This is a genomic window from Singulisphaera photorubra, from assembly GCF_045290345.1.
In the GTDB taxonomy this organism is placed as follows: domain Bacteria; phylum Planctomycetota; class Planctomycetia; order Isosphaerales; family Isosphaeraceae; genus Singulisphaera.
The window spans coordinates 6,151,015-6,169,641 of record NZ_CP155447.1 but is presented as its reverse complement, the minus strand read 5'-3'; the positions used below and the strand labels follow the sequence as shown (position 1 = coordinate 6,169,641).

General features: G+C 63.1%; 9 protein-coding genes. 7 read left to right on the top strand and 2 right to left on the bottom strand.

All coding sequences use genetic code 11. The features are described 5' to 3' along the window. Window positions 1-276: 276 nt before the first annotated feature. Entirely contained in the window at window positions 277-852 is a 576-nt protein-coding gene (locus tag V5E97_RS23255; RefSeq protein WP_406693931.1) for a GNAT family N-acetyltransferase, read from the bottom strand. 5 nt (window positions 853-857) lie between these two features. After that, window positions 858-1,424, bottom strand: a complete 567-nt coding sequence (locus V5E97_RS23250; RefSeq protein WP_406693930.1) for a helix-turn-helix domain-containing protein — start codon at window positions 1,422-1,424, stop codon at window positions 858-860. Window positions 1,425-1,700: 276 nt separating this feature from the next. Here V5E97_RS23250 and V5E97_RS23245 point away from each other — a divergent pair, with 276 nt between their 5' ends. The 7 genes from V5E97_RS23245 (at window position 1,701) to V5E97_RS23215 (ending at window position 18,564) form a co-directional block, all read left to right on the top strand. Then, entirely contained in the window at window positions 1,701-5,243 is a 3,543-nt protein-coding gene (locus V5E97_RS23245; RefSeq protein ID WP_406693929.1) for a DUF1553 domain-containing protein, read from the top strand. Window positions 5,244-5,324: 81 nt separating this feature from the next. Continuing rightward, window positions 5,325-6,782, top strand: a complete 1,458-nt coding sequence (locus tag V5E97_RS23240; protein WP_406693928.1) for a DUF1501 domain-containing protein — start codon at window positions 5,325-5,327, stop codon at window positions 6,780-6,782. Window positions 6,783-6,902: 120 nt separating this feature from the next. Then, window positions 6,903-10,037: a c-type cytochrome gene (locus V5E97_RS23235; protein WP_406693927.1), complete on the top strand. Its 3,135-nt coding sequence runs from the start codon at window positions 6,903-6,905 to the stop codon at window positions 10,035-10,037. A 382-nt stretch (window positions 10,038-10,419) separates the two neighbouring features. Continuing rightward, window positions 10,420-13,581 (top strand): PSD1 and planctomycete cytochrome C domain-containing protein, encoded by a 3,162-nt coding sequence (locus tag V5E97_RS23230; protein ID WP_406693926.1) that lies wholly within the window; start codon window positions 10,420-10,422, stop codon window positions 13,579-13,581. Between the two features lie 30 nt (window positions 13,582-13,611). Continuing rightward, window positions 13,612-15,054, top strand: coding sequence for a DUF1501 domain-containing protein (locus V5E97_RS23225; RefSeq protein WP_406693925.1), 1,443 nt, complete (start codon window positions 13,612-13,614; stop codon window positions 15,052-15,054). Between the two features lie 127 nt (window positions 15,055-15,181). Continuing rightward, window positions 15,182-17,101, top strand: coding sequence for a PSD1 and planctomycete cytochrome C domain-containing protein (locus V5E97_RS23220; protein ID WP_406693924.1), 1,920 nt, complete (start codon window positions 15,182-15,184; stop codon window positions 17,099-17,101). A 17-nt stretch (window positions 17,102-17,118) separates the two neighbouring features. Next, the gene (locus V5E97_RS23215; protein ID WP_406693923.1) at window positions 17,119-18,564 is read left to right on the top strand and encodes a DUF1501 domain-containing protein; all 1,446 of its coding nucleotides are present in this window, start codon (window positions 17,119-17,121) and stop codon (window positions 18,562-18,564) included. The last annotated feature ends 63 nt before the right edge of the window (window positions 18,565-18,627 follow it).

Sequence of the window (18,627 nt, the reverse complement as noted above, 5' to 3'; positions counted from 1 at the left end):
TCCACGCTGCCTCCTTAGAATGCCGTACCGAGATGGCCTCGGAGGGGGAACCGGTGGAGCAAAAGCAGGAAAAACAGAAACAGGGACGCAGCTAGTTTCGATGTTCGTTTCAGGAAATAGGCGAGAAATTTAGATGTCTAAATGAATTTGGGTTTTCTGGCCAATGGATGGTGATGTATGGGGTTGTTATCGTAAAGTGAGGTAACGAATTTGCGCGGCTGGGGGAGGTCCTTGGGATTGAGCCTCCGGCCGGAGGATGATCGGGGGTGGTTGGGGTTATCGCTGGGTAAATTGAGGACTGTTGCACGCGTTGGAGTCCCCCGTTTCCGGTTTCCCTCCTATCCGCTTCCAGTAGATCATGGTCCCGGTCAGCCCTCCATGCGGCTTCAATGCATAGTCCGGGATCGTTCCAGCGAGGTTGAACCCCAACTTCTCATACAACCCCGACGCCCCGTCTTCGGCTGCGGTGTCCAGCACCAGGAGGGAGCGCCCTCGCTTCACGGCCAAGTCCTCGGCCGCCCGCATCAAGGCCGCCGCCGCGCCTCGGCCCCGGTGGCTCGGGCGGGTCATCAGCTTGGCGATTTCGGCCCGGTGCGGCTGGTTGGGCGGACATGCAAGCAGCAGGGTGACAGTGCCGGCGAGGACCTCACCTTCCCAAGCACCCAGAACAATCCGTTCGTCACGGGCTGCCGCCGCCAGCGCGTCATTCCAGAACGCTCGTGCCGTTTCCGGCTCCAGCGGGTGCATGAAGCTGACCGACCCACCGTTCGCGACCACCTCCAGCAAGATTTCGCTCAGCATCTCGCAAGTCTTCGGCGCGGCGCTCAAGGCTTTGATTTTAATCTCGGGCATCGTAGCTAACTCCGGGCGAGAACCACGACATAGGTACAGGTTGTAGCGGTTTCGTTGGCCACGGTCACCTCGGACGGTGGGCCGAATCCGAGGCAGTCGCCGGTGCCCAGCACATGCCGCTCGCTCCCCTCCAGGATCACGAGTTCACCTACTCGCACCCAGATGACCTGGCGAATGCGCGCGTAGGACGAGGCCGGTAACACCACCCGCTGACCGGCTGGCAACTCGATCTGGGCGACCTCCAGCGGATGGTCGGGTCGACTGAACACCTGCTTGCGCAGGTAGCCGGTGGCGGGATCGCGCCAGACCTGCTGGTCGACGGCCCGCGACAACCGCTCCGCCTCCCCCTCGGCCCTGAGCAAAAGGCCCGCGAGGGTCAGGTCGAAGGCACCGGCCAGTCGCACCAGGATCACGGCGGTGGGACTCATCTCCTCGCGTTCGATCTTGCTGATCGTTGCCTTGGAGACACCCGAGCGTTCGGCCAAGTCCGCCAGGGACCAGCCGCGCGCAACGCGCTCAAGGCGAAGGCGACGCGCGATCCGAGCACCTGTGTCGTTGATTATAGTAGCCATGCGTCTTGTATAGTGGACTTTCTGGTTCCTTGCAAGAGGTTCATCCGAGATCTCGAAGGCGCTGCCGTTGTCGATCCACACCGAGATTCAGTGGTCTCGAAGAGAAGATTCTCCCACCTGGAGCTATTTCGTCTGACTTTGCACCTCTGGAACGGCTGGGGGAGGCTCTCGCTTAAGGGGCGGACGATGCGTTATACTTCTGGATGACTCCGGCCAGGCCGTGGCGCGGCGACGTGCCATCCCCACCCCGCCCTCTTGCCTCAACGGTTGCTAACCATGCACGGTACGCCCGCGTCGACGAGATCGATCGAGTGTCGGTTCCTCCGTTCGCCGTTCGCCGCGTTCGTCTTGGCGATGGCGTTCGCACATCTGGCAGGGGGAGGAGCGCGGGCCGGCGACCCGCCGTCGCCGTCCCGGCCGATCGACTTCAACCGCGAGATCCGGCCGATCCTCTCGAACGCTTGCTTCACCTGCCATGGGCCGGATGCCGCCAAGCGAAAAGGGGTTGCGAAGCCACTCCGCCTTGACAATGAGGCCGGGGCGTTCGCCGACCTTGGGGGATATGCGGCCATCGTCCGGGGCAAGCCCGACGAGAGCGAGTTGATTCAACGCATCATCTCCGATGACCCCATCGAGAAGATGCCGCCGAAAGAAATCGGTAAGTCGCTCACGGCGACCGAGAAAGAACTGCTGACCGAATGGGTGAAGCAGGGGGCACCTTATGCCAAGCATTGGTCTTATGCCAGGCCGGTCAGATCTCCCCGGCCCAAGGTGACGGATACCTCCTGGCCAAAGAACGCCGTCGATGACTTCATCCTCGCTCGCCTCGAACGGGAGAAGCTCAAGCCCGCGGCCGAGGCCGATCGGTTCACGTTGATCCGGCGGCTGAGCCTCGACCTGACCGGGCTGCCCCCCACCCTCGAGGACGTCGACGCGTTCCAGAACGACACGAGTCCGGACGCCTACGACCGGCTCGTTGACCGACTGCTCGACAAGCAGACGTATGGTGAGCACTGGGCTCGGATGTGGCTCGACCTGGCCCGCTACGCCGACTCGGCCGGCTATGCCGACGACCCGCCTCGAACGATCTGGGCCTACCGCGACTATGTCATTCGGTCGCTCAACGCCAACAAGCCGTTCGACCGATTCACCATCGAGCAGCTTGCGGGCGACCTCTTGCCCAACCCGACCGAAGAGCAGCTCATCGCGACCGCCTTTCACCGCAACACGCTGACCAACAACGAAGGTGGGACCAACGACGAAGAGTTTCGCAACGTCGCCGTCGTCGACCGGGTCAACACGACCATGGCCGTCTGGATGGGGACGACGATCGCCTGCGCCCAGTGTCATGACCACAAATATGATCCGATTACCCAGGAAGAATACTTCAAACTATTCGCGGTCTTCAATAACACCCAGGACCGCGACCTGAAGGACGAGAGCCCGCTCCTCTCGTTCTTCTCCGACCCGCAAAAACAGCGCAAAGCGACTCTGGAGCGTGAAGTCATCGCTCTCAGAAAGGCGATCGATACACCCACGCCCGAACTGCTCGCCAGTCAGGCGCGGTGGGAGGAATCGTTTCCGACCGAGCTCCGCTGGAAGCCGCTCACGCCCGTTGCGATGAAGCCGCAAAGTGCGGCGAAGCTCTCGCTGCTTGAGGATCAATCCGTCCTCGTCGAGACGGCCGGGGCGAACACCGATATTTATACGTTGAAAGTGGCCGCGGAGGGGGGACGGCTCAGCGCCTTGCGGCTCGAGACCTTGCCGCATGAGACGCTGCCCGACCGAGGCCCCGGGCATGCGCCCGGGGGGAACTTCATGGTTTCTCGGGTGCTGGCGTCGCTCACTCCGCCGGGAGACAGCAAGCCGGCCGGCCGGTTCGTGCGGGTTGAGATCCCAGGGGCACAAAAGATCCTTTCGCTGGCCGAGGTGCAAGTCTTCAGCGGTTCTGAGAACGTGTCGCCGCGGGGCGAGGCCACGCAAAGCAGCACCGGATTCGAGGGTCCGCCCAGGTTGGCGATCGACGGCAACACCAACGGGCATTACACCGAGGGCAAGTCGACGACTCACACCGAGGTCTCGGACAACCCGTGGTGGGAGCTCGACTTGAAGCAGGTGCAGGCGGTCGACCGGATCGCGATCTGGAACCGGACGGATCACGGCCTTCACACGCGGCTCAGTGGATTTCGGATCAGCCTGCTCGACGAAAAGCGGGAGCCGGTCTGGACGCAGGTCGTTCAGGCGGCCCCGCACCCGAGTGCGGAGTTCCCGCTCAGCCGAGCCAAGGACGTTCGCTTCGTGACGGCCCTCAGCGAGGATCCGGAGACGTCGGCGACCGCGGCGGACGTTCTGAACAACAAGAAAGTGGCCACTCAGGGATGGGGGCCGGGCGGAACGGCCGGTCGTCCTCGTGCGTTGACCCTCTTGACCGCGGCCCCGCTTGCGGTTGCACCCGGCTCGACGCTGACTGTCACAATCGAGCAGGTCTCCAAGCGTGCGAAGCATACGCTCGGCCGGTTCCGCCTTCTGGTCTCCGACGACGAACGTGCGGGGGAGCTTGCCCGGACGCCGGAGAATGTGCTGCTCGTTCTGAGAACCGCGGGCGCGGACCGTACCGACGCTCAGCACCAGGAGCTGGCAAGGCACTACCGGACCCTCGTCGCGCCTGAGTTGAAGGCCGAGCGCGAGCGACTTGCGGCGGTCGAGAAAGAGCTCGCCGCGATCAAGCCCGAAACGAGTGTGCCGGTTCAGCGCGAGCTCGCCAAGGCGGACCGCCGCAAGACGAAGCTCCAGCGTCGAGGCAACTATCTTGACCAGGGGCAGGAAGTCGTCGAGGGGGTCCCCGCCACATTTCCACCGATCCCGGACGGCCGTCCGGTCGACCGCCTGGCGCTGGCCGGTTGGCTGATGTCCGAGGAAAATCCGCTGACGGCCCGGGTGATCGCCAATCGCTGCTGGGAGCAAATTTTTGGCGCGGGGCTGGTGCTGACGAGCGAAGAATTCGGCTCGCAAGGGGAGCAGCCGACCCATCCCGAGCTGCTCGACTGGCTGGCGGTCGAGCTGGTGCGCGGGGGTTGGGACTTGAAAGGGTTCATCAAGTTGCTGGTGACCTCGGCCGCCTATCGGCAAGACTCGCGGGTCGGCCCCGAGTTGCTCAACCGTGACCCGGATAATCAGCTTCTCTCGCGGGGCCCTCGGTTTCGGCTCTCGGCCGAGATGATCCGTGACCAGTCGCTTGCGGTGAGCGGACTACTCAGCCCCACGATGTATGGCCCACCGGTCCGGCCGCCGCAGCCGTCGTCGGGCCTGGCCGCCGCGTTCGGCGGAGGCATCGACTGGACGACCAGCCCGGGGGCCGACAAGTATCGCCGCGGTCTCTACACGACCTGGAGACGCTCGAACCCTTATCCTTCGATGGCGACCTTCGACGCTCCCAACCGTGAGGTCTGCATCGTGCGGAGGATGCGGACGAACACGCCGCTCCAGGCCCTGGTCACTCTGAACGATCCGGTTTACATCGAGGCGGCCCAGGCACTGGCGAGGCGGATCGCAGCGCGGGGTGGGACGGCCGCCGAGAAGGCTCGGTTTGGATTCCGGCTCTGTCTGTCGCGGCCGCCGAGCGAGGTTGAGGTCGAGCGCCTGGTCCGGCTCTATGAGACCACCCGCACGCCGTTCCTCAAGGATCTCAAGCGGGCGAATGACCTGGCCGCCAACCCCCTGGGGCCGGTGCCCGCCGGCTCCGACGTCGCGGAGCTGGCCGCCTGGACGGTCGTCGGCAACGTGCTATTGAACCTGGATGAAATGCTCATGAAACGTTGATGGAATGGGGCACTCCTCGCGGATCTCGTCGTTTCGCGTTCAAGCACAATATCACGCTGAGCCGTCCTGGGAGAACGATTGATGGATCCTCGACTCGAACGACTCCAGCACATCACTCGCCGGCATTTCTTCAAGGAGAGCCAGGTGGGTCTGGGCGCAATCGGGCTGGCGTCACTGCTGTCCGGTGATGCGCCCGGGGCGAGCGTCGCGCCCAAGGTCGTTGATCCCTTGGCTCCGAGGGTGCCGCACTTCGCGCCCAAGGCGAAGCGGGTCATCTATCTCCACCTGACCGGGTCGCCGCCGCATCTCGACCTGTTTGATTACAAGCCGGAGCTCGCCAAGCGTGACGGGCAAGATTGCCCCGACACGTTCTTGAAGGGGAAGATGTTTGCGTTCACCTCGGGAACGCCCAAGTTGCTGGGGACCAGGCGCAAGTTCGCGCAGTATGGCGAGGGAGGGGTCTGGATGTCGGACGCCATCCCGCACCTCCAGTCGGTGGCCGACGACGTTTGCGTCATCCGGTCCATGAATACCGACCAGTTCAATCATGCCCCGGCGGAATTGCTCCTCTACACCGGGTCGCCCCGCTCGGGTCGCCCTTCGCTGGGTGCCTGGACGACATACGGGCTCGGGACGGAGAACGAGAACCTCCCCGGATACGTTGTCTTGATCTCCAGCGGCGTGCAGCCCAACGGCGGAAATAGCTCGTTCGGCAGCGGTTTTCTCCCGTCGGTCTTCCAGGGGGTGCAGTGCCGTTCGAAGGGGGACCCGGTCCTCTACGCCTCCGACCCGGCCGGGATGGACCGCACGCTGCGTCGAGAGAGCCTCGATGCGCTGAGAGACCTCAATGAGATCCAGGCGAAGGAGCTGGGGCATCCCGAGACGCTCACCCGGATCGCTCAATATGAGCTCGCGTTTCGGATGCAGACGTCGGTCCCCGAGGTGATGGACATTGCGCGCGAACCGCAATGGATGCTGGATGCCTACGGGGCCAAGCCGGGGGCGTCGAGTTTTGCCAATAACTGCTTGCTGGCCCGTCGCCTGGTCGAGCAGGGGGTCCGGTACGTCCAGCTCTTCGACTGGGGCTGGGATTTTCACGGCACGAGCGCTGACCAGGATATCGTCGGTGGCCTTACAAATAAATGCGCCACGATGGATCGGCCGGTCGCGGCCTTGATCAACGACCTGAAATCGCGTGGTCTACTGGACGAGACGCTCATCGTCTGGGGCGGTGAGTTCGGGCGGACCCCGTTCCGCGAGGGACGCACCGCAACCAGCGCCCTTCTGGGCCGCGACCACTTTCCCGACTGCTTCACGATGATGATGGCCGGCGCCGGCGTGAAACCAGGGTTCATGTATGGCGAGTCGGACGAGCTTGGCTTCAGCGTCGCCCGCGACAAGGTTCACATCCACGATCTCCAGGCCACGATCCTCCACTTGCTTGGCTTCGACCACGAACGCTTGACCTACCGCTTCCAGGGGCGTGATTATCGCTTGACCGACGTCCATGGGCATGTGGTCAAGGATCTACTCGCCTGACGATTCATCGACCTTTCGTGAGATGGCACCCAGGGCGCATGCGAATGTCCAATCAGGCCTGAAAGGTGATTGGATTTAGCTGTTTATATTTCGTGATGCACAAATCAATGGAGAGCTCGAGTGCCTTCCCATCAATTTCGCAGCCGACGGGGTTTGCCCGTCCTGGCTTTCATGATGGTCGCCGGCTTTTCCACATCCGGGTCTCCCTGTCTGGCGGCCGACGAGTCGGACCGTGTCTTCACCCAGAAGCCCGAGGTCGCGCCGTCCCAGTTGCGCGGCCAGGCCAAAGAGCAGGTCAAGCTGAACCCGGAGCCGGACAAGCTGAAGCAGGGCCCGAAGCCGACCTGGATCTGGGGCGAGAAGAACGACACCCGCTACTTCTTGCGGAAAGTGTTCGAGGGCGAGGCGAAATCGGCATGGCTCAAGGCGTCCTGTGACAATCGGATGTCACTCTTCCTCAACGGCAGAAGGCTCGCCCAGAGTAATGATTGGGAGACGCCGGTCGAGTTGGACGTTCGCGACCAGTTACGGCCGGGCCTGAATGAAATCGTCGCCGAGGTCGAGAATGAGGGCGGTTCGGCCGGTTTTGCCTTCAAGTTGGCCATGACCCTGGCCGACGGCACGACGCGTTACGTGGTCTCCGACGAGTCTTGGGCCGCGGCCGACCGACGTAACGCCAAGAACGGAGCCCCGGTCCGGACCCTCGGAACCATGGGCATATCCCCCTGGAAGGACGTCTTCTCCAGGCCGTCCGGGCTCGCGCAGGCGACTCGCGACGTGTTTGAGCTTTTGCCAGGGTTCCAGGTCGAGCGACTCTTCACGGTACCGCGGGAAACCCTGGGCTCCTGGGTCTCGATCACCGTCGACAACAAAGGGCGGCTCATCGCCAGCGACCAGGGGGACAAAGGACTCTGCCGGATCACCCCCTCGCCCCTTGGCAGCGACCAACCCACGAAGGTGGAGCGGCTCGACGTCAAGATCACCGGGGCCCACGGCTTGCTCTACGCATTCGACAGCCTCTACCTCTCGGTCAATGGTGGGCCGGGGAGCGGTCTCTATCGCGCCCGCGACACCAACGGAGACGACCAGTTCGACGAGGTGGTCAAGCTGGCCGACCTCCTGGGGGCAGGGGAACACGGGCCTCACGGCCTGCGGCTCTCGCCCGACGGCAAGTCGATCCTGGTTGTCTGCGGCAATCACACCAAGCTCCCTGCGATTGTCCACGAAGGCGGGGTGCCTCACGACTGGAGCGAGGACCACTTGCTCCCCCGTCAGTGGGATGCCAACGGCCACGCTCGGGGAATCCTGGCACCGGGGGGATATATCGCCAAGACCGACCCCGATGGCAAGAGCTTCGAAATCATCAGCAGCGGCTATCGCAACGCCTATGATTTCGACCTCAACAATGAGGGAGAAATCTTCGCCTACGACTCGGACATGGAGTGGGATATCGGCATGCCCTGGTATCGCCCCACGCGGGTGGTCCATGCGACCGACGGCAGCGAGTTCGGCTGGCGGAGCGGCACGGGCAAGTGGCCGACGAGCTACCTCGATAGCCTTCCTCCCACGCTCAATATCGGGCCCGGCTCACCGGTCGGCGTCACGTTTGGCTACGGCACCAAGTTTCCAGCCCGTTATCAGAAGGCGCTTTACATTCTCGACTGGACCTTCGGCACGATCCGGGCGCTTCACCTCGAACCCGACGGGGCGAGCTACCGGGCCAAGTCGGAGGAGTTCGTCTCGCGCACCCCGCTCCCGCTGACCGACGCCACGATCGGGCCCGACGGCGCATTCTACTTCACGATCGGCGGGCGCGGGACTCACTCGGAGCTCTTCCGCGTCTCGTATGTCGGCAACGAGTCGACCGACCGGGCCGACGCGACGGACCCTCGGTTCGCCGAGCTTCGTACCTTGCGGCGGAGCCTCGAGCAGTACCACCATCGCGCCGCCTCCCCGGCGCAGGCTGTGGCGTTCGTCTTGCCCAAGCTTGGCCATGCTGACCGCTTCATCCGATTCGCCGCGCGGATTGCGCTGGAACATCAGGACGTGAACCTCTGGGAGAAGCAGGTTCTGGCCGAGCAGTCGCCCGTAGCCCTGATGACGGGGCTGGTCGCGCTGGCTCGCAAGGGAGACAAGTCGCTCCAACCCGAGCTGATCAAAGCCCTCGACCGCCTTGATTTCGCCGCGTTGGATGAGGCGAGGCAGTTCGACCTTTTGCGCACCTGGTCCCTGGTCTTCCTCCGGATGGGAGAGCCCAAACCCGACTTGGCGTCCCGGCTCGCGAGTCAGTTCGACCGCTTTTTCCCGGCCAAGTCCGCGCTGTTGAACCGCGAGCTGGCCGACATGCTCGTCTACCTCAAGTCGCCCACGATCGCCGCCAAGCTGACCGCCCTGATGAAGCAAGAGCGGGGGGTGGAGGAGACGGAGTCTGCCGACCTGCTCTCACGAAACCCTGGCTACGGCGGGACGATCGCGCGGATGCAGGCCAATCGGCCCGATGCGCAGAAAATTCATTATGCGTTTGCGCTCCGGAATCTGCGTGAAGGCTGGACGCTCGACCAGCGGAAGTTCTACTTTCAGTGGCTCGAGACCGCACGAAAGTGGAGCGGAGGGGCGAGCTACCTGGGTTTTATCAACAACATTGACAAGGACGCGTTCGAAAACGCATCCGAGGCCGAGCGTCTGGCGGTGGAAGCCGCGGGCGCCCGCAAGCCGTTTCGGATCAAAGAGCTCCCCAAGCCGAAGGGGCCCGGCCAGCACTGGGAGCTGCAAGCGGTGCTCGGCTTGAGTCCGGACCGCCTCTCCGGGCGCAACTTTGCGCAAGGACAGAAGATGTTCTCCGCCGCGCGGTGCGTGCTCTGCCACCGGTTCGGCGGCGAAGGTGGGGCGACCGGCCCCGACCTGACCCAGGCTGCCGGTCGGTTCAGCCTCAAAGATCTGACCGAAGCCATCGTCGAGCCGAGCAAGGTGATTTCCGATCAATATCGCGCCACCGTGGTCGCAACCAACTCCGGCAAGGTCCACACCGGCCGGATCGTCAGCGAGTCGGACAAGGCGTTCACGCTCGTCGTCGACCCTGAAGATCCCACAAAGATCGTCGAGATCCCCAAGGACGACGTCGATGAGCAGGCCCCCTCACAGGTCTCGCTCATGCCCGACAAACTGCTCGACACCCTCAATCCGAACGAGGTGCTCGACCTGCTGGCCTATCTCCTCTCGCGGGGCGAGGCCAACGACCCGATGTTCCGAAAATAATTATCACTTTACTTGATTGATCGCTTGTAGGGTGGGCACGGCCCACCATCTTCTGAACTCGGTTCAAGATGGTGGGCCGGGCCCATCCTCCAAGAACTATCGGACGCCGAACGTGGAGAATTCTATAGAATCCGGTTGCGTTGAGTCGAGGAGCTCGCTACGATCGAGGAGGATGAGGATCGGCTCAAGCTTCTGTTTCCCACCTTCCGAAGAGCGTTCGTGCACGCGAGCCCAACTCCGCATCCGTCTGGTGGCCTTATCGTTCGCTCTCTCAATGAGTGACGGAGGACGCACCGGCTGACGCGTCTCAGGGCGAGGGGCGGACGACGTCGTCAGAAGGAACCAGACTCTCCGCTCGAGAATGAATTCACGAGGGCCGCTCATGTGCCATCGAATCAGGGCCGGGAACTCGGGTCGAACCAGGTGGGTGGCCGTTGCGGCCGCGGTCCTCTGGCCTCTCTTGCTCGGCACGGGGGCTGCCCCCGAGACGCAAGCGAAGCGGCCGACGATTGAATTCAATCGTGAGATCCGGTCGATCCTTTCCGAGAACTGTTTCGCGTGCCACGGGCCCGATAAGAGCCATCGCAAGGCCGACCTTCGCCTCGATATTCGCGAGTCGGCCCTGGAAAAAGAGGCGATCGTTCCGGGCAAGCCCGAGGAGAGTGAGCTGATCGCCCGCGTCTTCAGCAACGCGTCCGACGAGGTCATGCCTCCGCCCCAGTCGCACAAAACACTCACCCCCGCACAAAAAGACTTGCTCAGACGCTGGGTCGAGGCGGGAGCCGAGTATCAACCGCACTGGGCTTATGTCATTCCCAAGCGCCCCGATGTGCCGGCCGTCAAGCAAGCGGGCTTGGTCTGCGACCCCATCGATGCGTTCATCCTCCGGACGCTGGAGGCGAAGGGGATCAGGCCTTCGCTCGAAGGCGATCGGCGCACTTTGCTGAGACGTCTCAGCCTTGACCTCACCGGCCTGCCTCCCACGCCTGAAGAGGTTCAGGCCTTTGTCACGGATGACGACCCGAAGGCCTATGAGCGGCAAGTCGATCGCCTGCTCGATTCTCCGCATTATGGCGAGCGCATGGCCGTCCCCTGGCTCGACCTGGTGCGGTTTACCGACACGGTGGGCTATCACGGCGATCAGAATCAACGCATCTTTCCCTATCGGGACTACGTGGTCGCCTCGTTCAATCGCAACAAGCCGTTCGATCAGTTCACGGTCGAGCAACTGGCGGGCGACCTGCTGCCGAAGCCGACTCCCGAGCAGCTCGTCGCCACCGGCTTCAACCGCCTGAACATGATGACCCGCGAAGGGGGCGCTCAGCCCAATGAGTACCTGGCCAAGTATGCCGCCGATCGCGTGCGCACGGTGGCGATTACCTGGCTGGGGTCGACTCTGGGGTGCGCGGAGTGCCATGACCATAAGTTCGACCCCTTCACGGCCAAAGACTTTTATAGCCTTGGCGCGTTCTTCGCCGACGTGAAGCAATGGGGGGTCTACTCCGACTACGGTTACACCCCGAACCCGGAACTCAAGGGCTGGACCAACGACTATCCGTTCCCCCCTGAGATCGAGGTGGAAAGCTCGTACCTGGTGCGTCGGCGCGAGCGGCTCCAGCAGAGGATCGAGCAAGTCGTGACGCGGGCCGGCGAGACGCTCGCGGCGGTCCCCGACGCGCGGCATGCGTTCGAGACCTGGCAAAAAGAGAGCCTGCGCTTCCTCGAGAAGTGGCCGACAGGCTGGGTGGTGGCTCCGGCGATCCCGGAAGAGCATGACGAAGCCGTGGCCCAGGCGGATGGGAGTTTCTTGCTGAGGGGCGCGGCGGCGAATGGGAAGCGCAAAGCAAACAAAGAACCCAAAAATGATTTTGTGTTTCGGTTGAAGCCATCATCAGGCTGGTTGGCCTCGATTCGCCTGGAGGCGCTCCCGCACGCCAAGCATGGCGGGTCAATCGTCCGAGGCGCAGCGGAGAGTACGACGATCCAGGTCGGGGCGAAGCTCAAGTCGGGTACGACTGGGAAAGAAACGGCCCTGGGATTCGCCTATGCCGATGCCGATCACAAAGACGAGCGGTATTCCAATGGAGCCCCGCTCCTTGGAGTGAAGGCGGCCTGGAAGACCTCGGCTCAGGAGCGTAAGTCGTCTCAGACGTCCGTCTGGAGGCTTGACCGGCCGGTTCACCTGGCGGCAGGCGATGAATTGATCGTCAGCGTCAAGAGCGACAGTGCGGGCTGTATTCGTCTGGCGGTCTCGCCGTTCGGGTTTAACGACCCCAGGGACACCAAGCTCGGTGAGCTGCTGTCAGCCGCGCTTCGAAGCGTGCCGGAGGCTCGGACGTCGGAGCTATCGGATCGTTTGCAGGCCGCTTATCTGGATGGCACCGGCTGGGACCCCGCGGCCCTGGCTGAGATCAACGGGTTGAGGCAAGACGTCGAGGAGTGCCGCGGCGGCCGTGCTTTCAGCATGATCACCGAGTCGCAACAACCGAGGCCGATGCGCGTTCTGGGACGCGGCAACTGGCAAGACGAAAGCGGCGAGATCGTCGTCCCCAGCGTCCCCGGGTTCCTTCCCCAGCCTCCGAATCCCGAAGGACGCCGACTCAATCGGCTCGACCTGGCCCGCTGGCTCACCGCCCCGGAGAATCCGCTCACGGCCCGCGTCTTCGTCAACCGGCTCTGGAAGCAATTTTTCGGCACCGGCATCAGTAGCGTCATGGAAGATGTGGGGGCTCAGGGAGAATGGCCCGTCCACCCTGAACTGCTCGACTGGCTGGCCGTTGAGTTTCGCGAGAGTGGTTGGGACGTCAAGCACGTCGTGAAACTCATGGTGATGTCGGAAACCTACCGGCAAGATTCACGGCTTCGGCCCGAGCTGGCCGAGATCGACCCCGACAATCGCCTGCTGGCCTGGCACTCCCCGCGCCGGCTCGACGCCGAGTTCGTTCGCGACAACGCGCTGGCCGTCGCCGGACTCCTCAACCTCGAAATCGGCGGCCCGAGCACTCATCCGTATCAGCCCGATGGGTACTACGCCAACCTGCAGTTTCCTGACCGGGTGTACAAGGCCGACGACGATCTCAGGCAGTATCGACGCGGAGTCTATACCCACTGGCAGCGCACCTTCATGCACCCGATGCTGGCCAACTTCGACGCCCCCTCTCGCGAGGAATGCACAGCCTCTCGACCGCTCGCGAACACGCCCCAACAGGCCCTGACACTCCTCAATGATCCGACGTTCGTGGAGGCGGCCCGCGTTCTGGCCGCGTCGCTCATGGCGGCAAAAGCCGACTCGGACGATCAGCGGATCGATCGCCTCTTCCGCCGGGTCCTGGCCAGGCCGGCCCGCGATCAGGAGAGGCAGTCGCTTTCCACCTTCCTGAACTCACAGCGCAGTCTCTACGCCAGTCATCCGGACGACGCGAAAAAACTGATTCAGGTCGGGTTGGCACCGGTGTCGCCGGGCCTCGACGAACGAGAAGTCGCCGCCTGGACGAGCGTCTGCCGCGTTGTCCTCAACCTCAACGAGACGATCACGCGGTACTGAGTTGGCCATTGTCGGATAGGTGATCAGACCATGACACATGACTTCAACTCCTATCAGCGGAACCTGTCTCGGCGGACCTTTCTCGGCCGCTCCGCCTACGGCTTGGGGGGGCTGGCTCTCACCAGCTTGCTCGGTTCCCCGCTCGAAGCCGGACCCGAGGGAAAGTCGGCGGGGCGCTGGCAAGGGGTGGTTCGCCCGCCGCACCTGCCGGTGAAAGCCAAGCGGGTGATCCACCTGTGTATGGCCGGGGGCCCTTCGCAGTTCGAGTCCTTCGACTATAAGCCCGAACTGAGGCGACTCGACGGTAAGCCATTCCCCGAGTCGTTCACCAAGGGCCAGCAACTCGCGCAGTTGCAGAACGCCGAGCTCAAGGCGCGAGGGTCGTTTGTCGACTTCCGCAAGCATGGTCAATCGGGGCAGGAGGTCTCGGACCTCTTCCCCAACATCGCGAGCATCGCCGACGACATTTGTATCGTCCGCTCGATGCAGACAGAGCAGATCAATCACGATCCTGCTCATGCATTCATGAACAGTGGATCCATCATTAAAGGGCGGCCGAGCATGGGCTCGTGGTTGCTCTACGGTCTGGGGTCGGAGGCGGAGGACCTGCCTGGGTTCATCGTACTCACCTCCTCGGGCAAGACCGGGCTTCAGCCGGTTTCTGCCCGGCAGTGGTCGGCCGGTTTCTTGCCGAGCAAGTTTCAGGGGATCCTCTTTCAGTCGAAGGGGGATGCCGTCCATTACATCGGCAATCCCGAGGGGGTCTGCCAGAGCGCCCAGCGCCAGGTGGTTGAGGAGGTCAATCGCCTCAATGGCTTGCTGGCCGAGGATCGCCTGGATCCGGAGATCCAGACCCGGATCAGCCAGTACGAGATGGCGTTCCGGATGCAGTCCTCCGTACCGGAGCTTACCGACTTTTCCAGTGAGCCGGCCCAGATGCTTGACCTTTATGGCGTCAAGCAGCCCGGTGACGGCAGCTTCGCCTCGAACTGCCTGCTCGCTCGTCGCCTCGCCGAACGCGGCGTGCGGTTCATCCAGCTCTATCACCGCGCCTGGGATCATCACGGCAACATTGAAACCGGCATGCGATCGGCCGCCGAGGATGTTGATCGGCCCAGCGCCGCCCTCGTGAAAGACCTCAAGCAGCGTGGTCTGCTCGACGATACGCTGATCATCTGGGGCGGTGAGTTCGGGCGGACTCCGATGGGGCAGGGGACCGGCCGTGACCACCATATCCTCGGGTTCTCCCTCTGGATGGCCGGCGGCGGCATCAAAGGGGGGCTGACCCACGGCGCCAGCGACGAACTCGGCTACCGCGCTGTCGAGGATGTGGTCCACGTCCGAGACTTTCATGCCACCCTGCTTCATCTTTGCGGGATCGACCATCGGCGGCTCTCGTTCAAGTATCAAGGGCTCGATGTGCGTCTCACGGGCGTGGAGCCGGCGAAGGTCGTCAATAGCGTTCTTTTGTAGAATGGATATGCGAATGGCATTTCGCTGTCGGCGCCCTGTTGTCGTCGGGCGTGGTGATACCCGATAATGAGGAGGGGCCGGTACGCCTGTCCTCGGCATTCCTCTCTTCGATCGTCAGGGTCGCTCCATGAGACAGACACTCTCGCTCCGGGTCGCTGCCGGATTGATCAGCCTCGGCATGGTCACCTCGTCAGGGTTCGCGGCCGATCCGAAATCGGTTGACTTCGCCCACGACATCGTCCCCTTGATCAAGGATCGGTGCGCCAAGTGTCACACGAACGGAACGTACAAGGGATCGTTCTCGCTGGACACCCGCCAGGCCACGCTGAAGTCGGAGGCCGTCGTCCCCGGTAAGAGCCAGGAAAGCGAGCTCGTCGCTCGGATTGTGAGCGACGACCCCGACGAACGGATGCCCCCCAAGGGGGAACGGCTGACGGCGGCGGAAGTCGCGCTGTTCCGGAATTGGATCGATCAGGGGATGGTCTGGGAAGACGGGTTCACCTTCAAGGAGGGAACTTACGTCGCCCCCTTGAAACTGAAGCGTTCCGAACTTCCCCCCGCCCAGGCCGGTCGCGACCACCCGATCGATCGGATTGTCGATGCCGAACTCAGCACGCACAAAGTCACGCGCCCGCTCCCGATTGATGACGCCACGTTCCTGCGGCGGATCGACCTCGACCTGAGTGGAGTCTTGCCCACTCCCGATGACCTCGACGCCTTCCTGAAAGATTCAAGCGGCGACAAACGCGCACGGCAGGCCCGTCGCCTGCTCGATGATAAAGGCGTATACGCCGAGCACTGGCTGACCTTCTGGAACGACCTGCTCCGCAATGACTACAAAGGGACCGGCTACATTGACGGCGGTCGCAAACAGATCACCGGCTGGCTCTATCAAGCGCTGATCGAGAATACGCCGTTCGACCGGTTTGTCTACGAGCTGATCAGCCCCACGGCCGAGTCGGAGGGGTTCATCAACGGCATCAAGTGGCGCGGGCGGGTCAACGCCAGCCAGGAGCCGGAGATCCAGTTCTCGCAGAACGTGTCGCAGGTCTTCTTCGGCATCAATATGAAGTGCGCCTCATGCCACGATAGTTTTATTGATCGCTGGAAGCTTGATGATGCATACGGCCTGGCCGCCATCATCGCGGATAAGCCGCTGGAGATTCACCGGTGCGACAAGCCGACCGGGCGGATCGCGTCGCCGAAGTTCATGTGGCCCGAGCTTGGCTCGATCGATCCCTCGTTATCGAAGTCGGAACGTCTGGCCCAGCTCGCCCGCCTGGTGACCGCCAAAGACAACGGTCGATTCTCGCGAACGATCGCCAACCGGATCTGGCAGCGCCTGATGGGGCGGGGGATCGTTCACCCGGTCGACGTCATGGCCAATGAACCGTGGAGTGAAGACCTGCTCGACTACCTGGCCGGCTACCTTGTCGACCACAAATATGATCTCAAGGCGTTGATCGAGCACATTGTGACGTCGCAGATCTACCAGGCGCGTCCGGTTGTGCAGCAGAGTGAGCCGTTGGGCGATGATTACGTCTTCCGAGGGCCTGAGGTCAAGCGGATGACGGCCGAGCAGTATCTGGACGCCGTTTGGGCGATCACAGGCGCTGGGCCGAGCAAGCCGGATGCGCCGGTCCGGGGAGCCGCGGCCCGGGCGGCCGCATCAAACGCCCGCCCCAAGGTGCGGGCCTCGATGGTCAATTCCGACCTGCTGATGAGGTCGCTCGGGCGACCGAACCGTGAGCAGGTCGTGACGACACGGGGTGATGTGCTGACGACGTTGCAGGCCCTCGATCTCTCCAACGGCCAGATCTTGACCGACCTCGTGACTCAAGGGGCCGCCAACCTTCTCAAGGCGCAGCCCGAGGCGACCCCTGACCAGTTGATTGAATCGATCTATGTCCAGTCCCTTTGCCGTCGCCCCAGTGACGGTGAGCTCGCTACAGCCCGCGAACTGGTCGGCTCGCCCGCCACGCCGGAGGGCCTGGCCGACCTGTTGTGGGTGGTGTTCGTGCTCCCTGAATTCCAGTTGATTCGTTGAAGAAAAAGAGGACTGTCATGGGACACCGTTTCGATGACGATCGTCACCCGAGCCGTCGCGAATTTCTGCAGGGGATGAGCGCGGCCACCTTGGCGGCCCTGGCGATGGGCGAGCCCCGGTTTGCCCGGGGCGAGGAGCCGATCCAGCAACCCACGCCGACTGCCGACACCTGCATCGTGCTCTGGATGGCCGGCGGGATGGCCGCGCCCGAGACGTTCGACCCCAAACGCTACACCCCGTTCGAGGTTGGCGTTCCGTCCGAGAAGATCCTTTGCACGTTCCCGAGCATTGATACGGCCGTCGACAACATCAAGATTTCCCAGGGGCTCGAGCAGATCGCCAAGGTCATGGACCGGGCGACTCTGATCCGAGGGCACGTGGTCGCCGATCTGGGCAACATCCTCCACTCACGCCATCAGTACCACTGGCACACCGGCTATGTGCCGCCCCAGACGGTCGCCGCGCCCCACATCGGCGCCTGGATGGCGAAGGTCCTTGGTCCGAAGAACCCCGCGATTCCCGCGTTCCTCAACATCGGTCAGCGGCTGGAAGGGCATGGCGAGTCGGAAGAGCTGAAGGCGTTCACGACGGCCGGATTCCTGGGGAGCGAGTACGGCCCGTTCAACCTCCCGTATCCGCTCGACGCCGTCGCGGCGGTCCGTCCGCCCAAGGGGATGTCCCGCGAGCGGTTCGCGAACCGAGAACGTCATCTGAAAGAGTTGATCGCGCAGAGTCCGCTCGGTGAACTGGCGAGCGACTATCATCAGGAGTCGATCGTCCGCGCCTTCGAGAACGCGCATCGACTGCTCAACTCGCCCCATCGGGACGCGTTCGACCTGACCAAGGAGCCGAAAGAAAGTTTCGAGAAATACAACACGGGCCGGTTCGGTCAAGGTTGCCTCCTCGCCCGGCGGCTGACTGAAGCTGGGGCACGCTACATCGAGGTGACGACCGAGTATGTGCCCTTCGTGAGCTGGGATACCCATGAGAACGGCCACACGACGGCCGATGAAATGAAGAAGTCGATCGACCGTCCCATCGCGCAGTTGATTCTCGACCTGGAAGAGCGGGGGCTACTCGACCGGACCCTAGTCGTTCTGGCCAGCGAGTTCAGCCGCGACATGATGGTCGAAGGGGTTCCCGGCAGCACCGCAAAAGACCAGTCGCGGGCTGCGTCCGACGTCATGAAGGAGATGAAGCACTACGGCCTCCACCGGCATTTCACCGGCTCAGGTTCCGTCGTCATGTTCGGCGGCGGGATGAAGAAAGGGTTCCTCCACGGCGAGACGGCCCCCGAACGCCCCTTGCTCACGGTCAAAGACCCCGTCTCGATCTCCGACCTGCACGCGACCATCTTCACGGCCATGGGCATCTCCCCCAAGACCGCGATCGACGTCGAGAAACGGCCGTTCTATGTGACCGAGGACGGCAAAGGATTGGCCGTGAAACCCTTGTTTGCCTGACCGGGGTGAAACTTGGCGGGGCTTGGTGCCTCTTCACCGTCGGGGGTGAAACCTGGTGGGCCG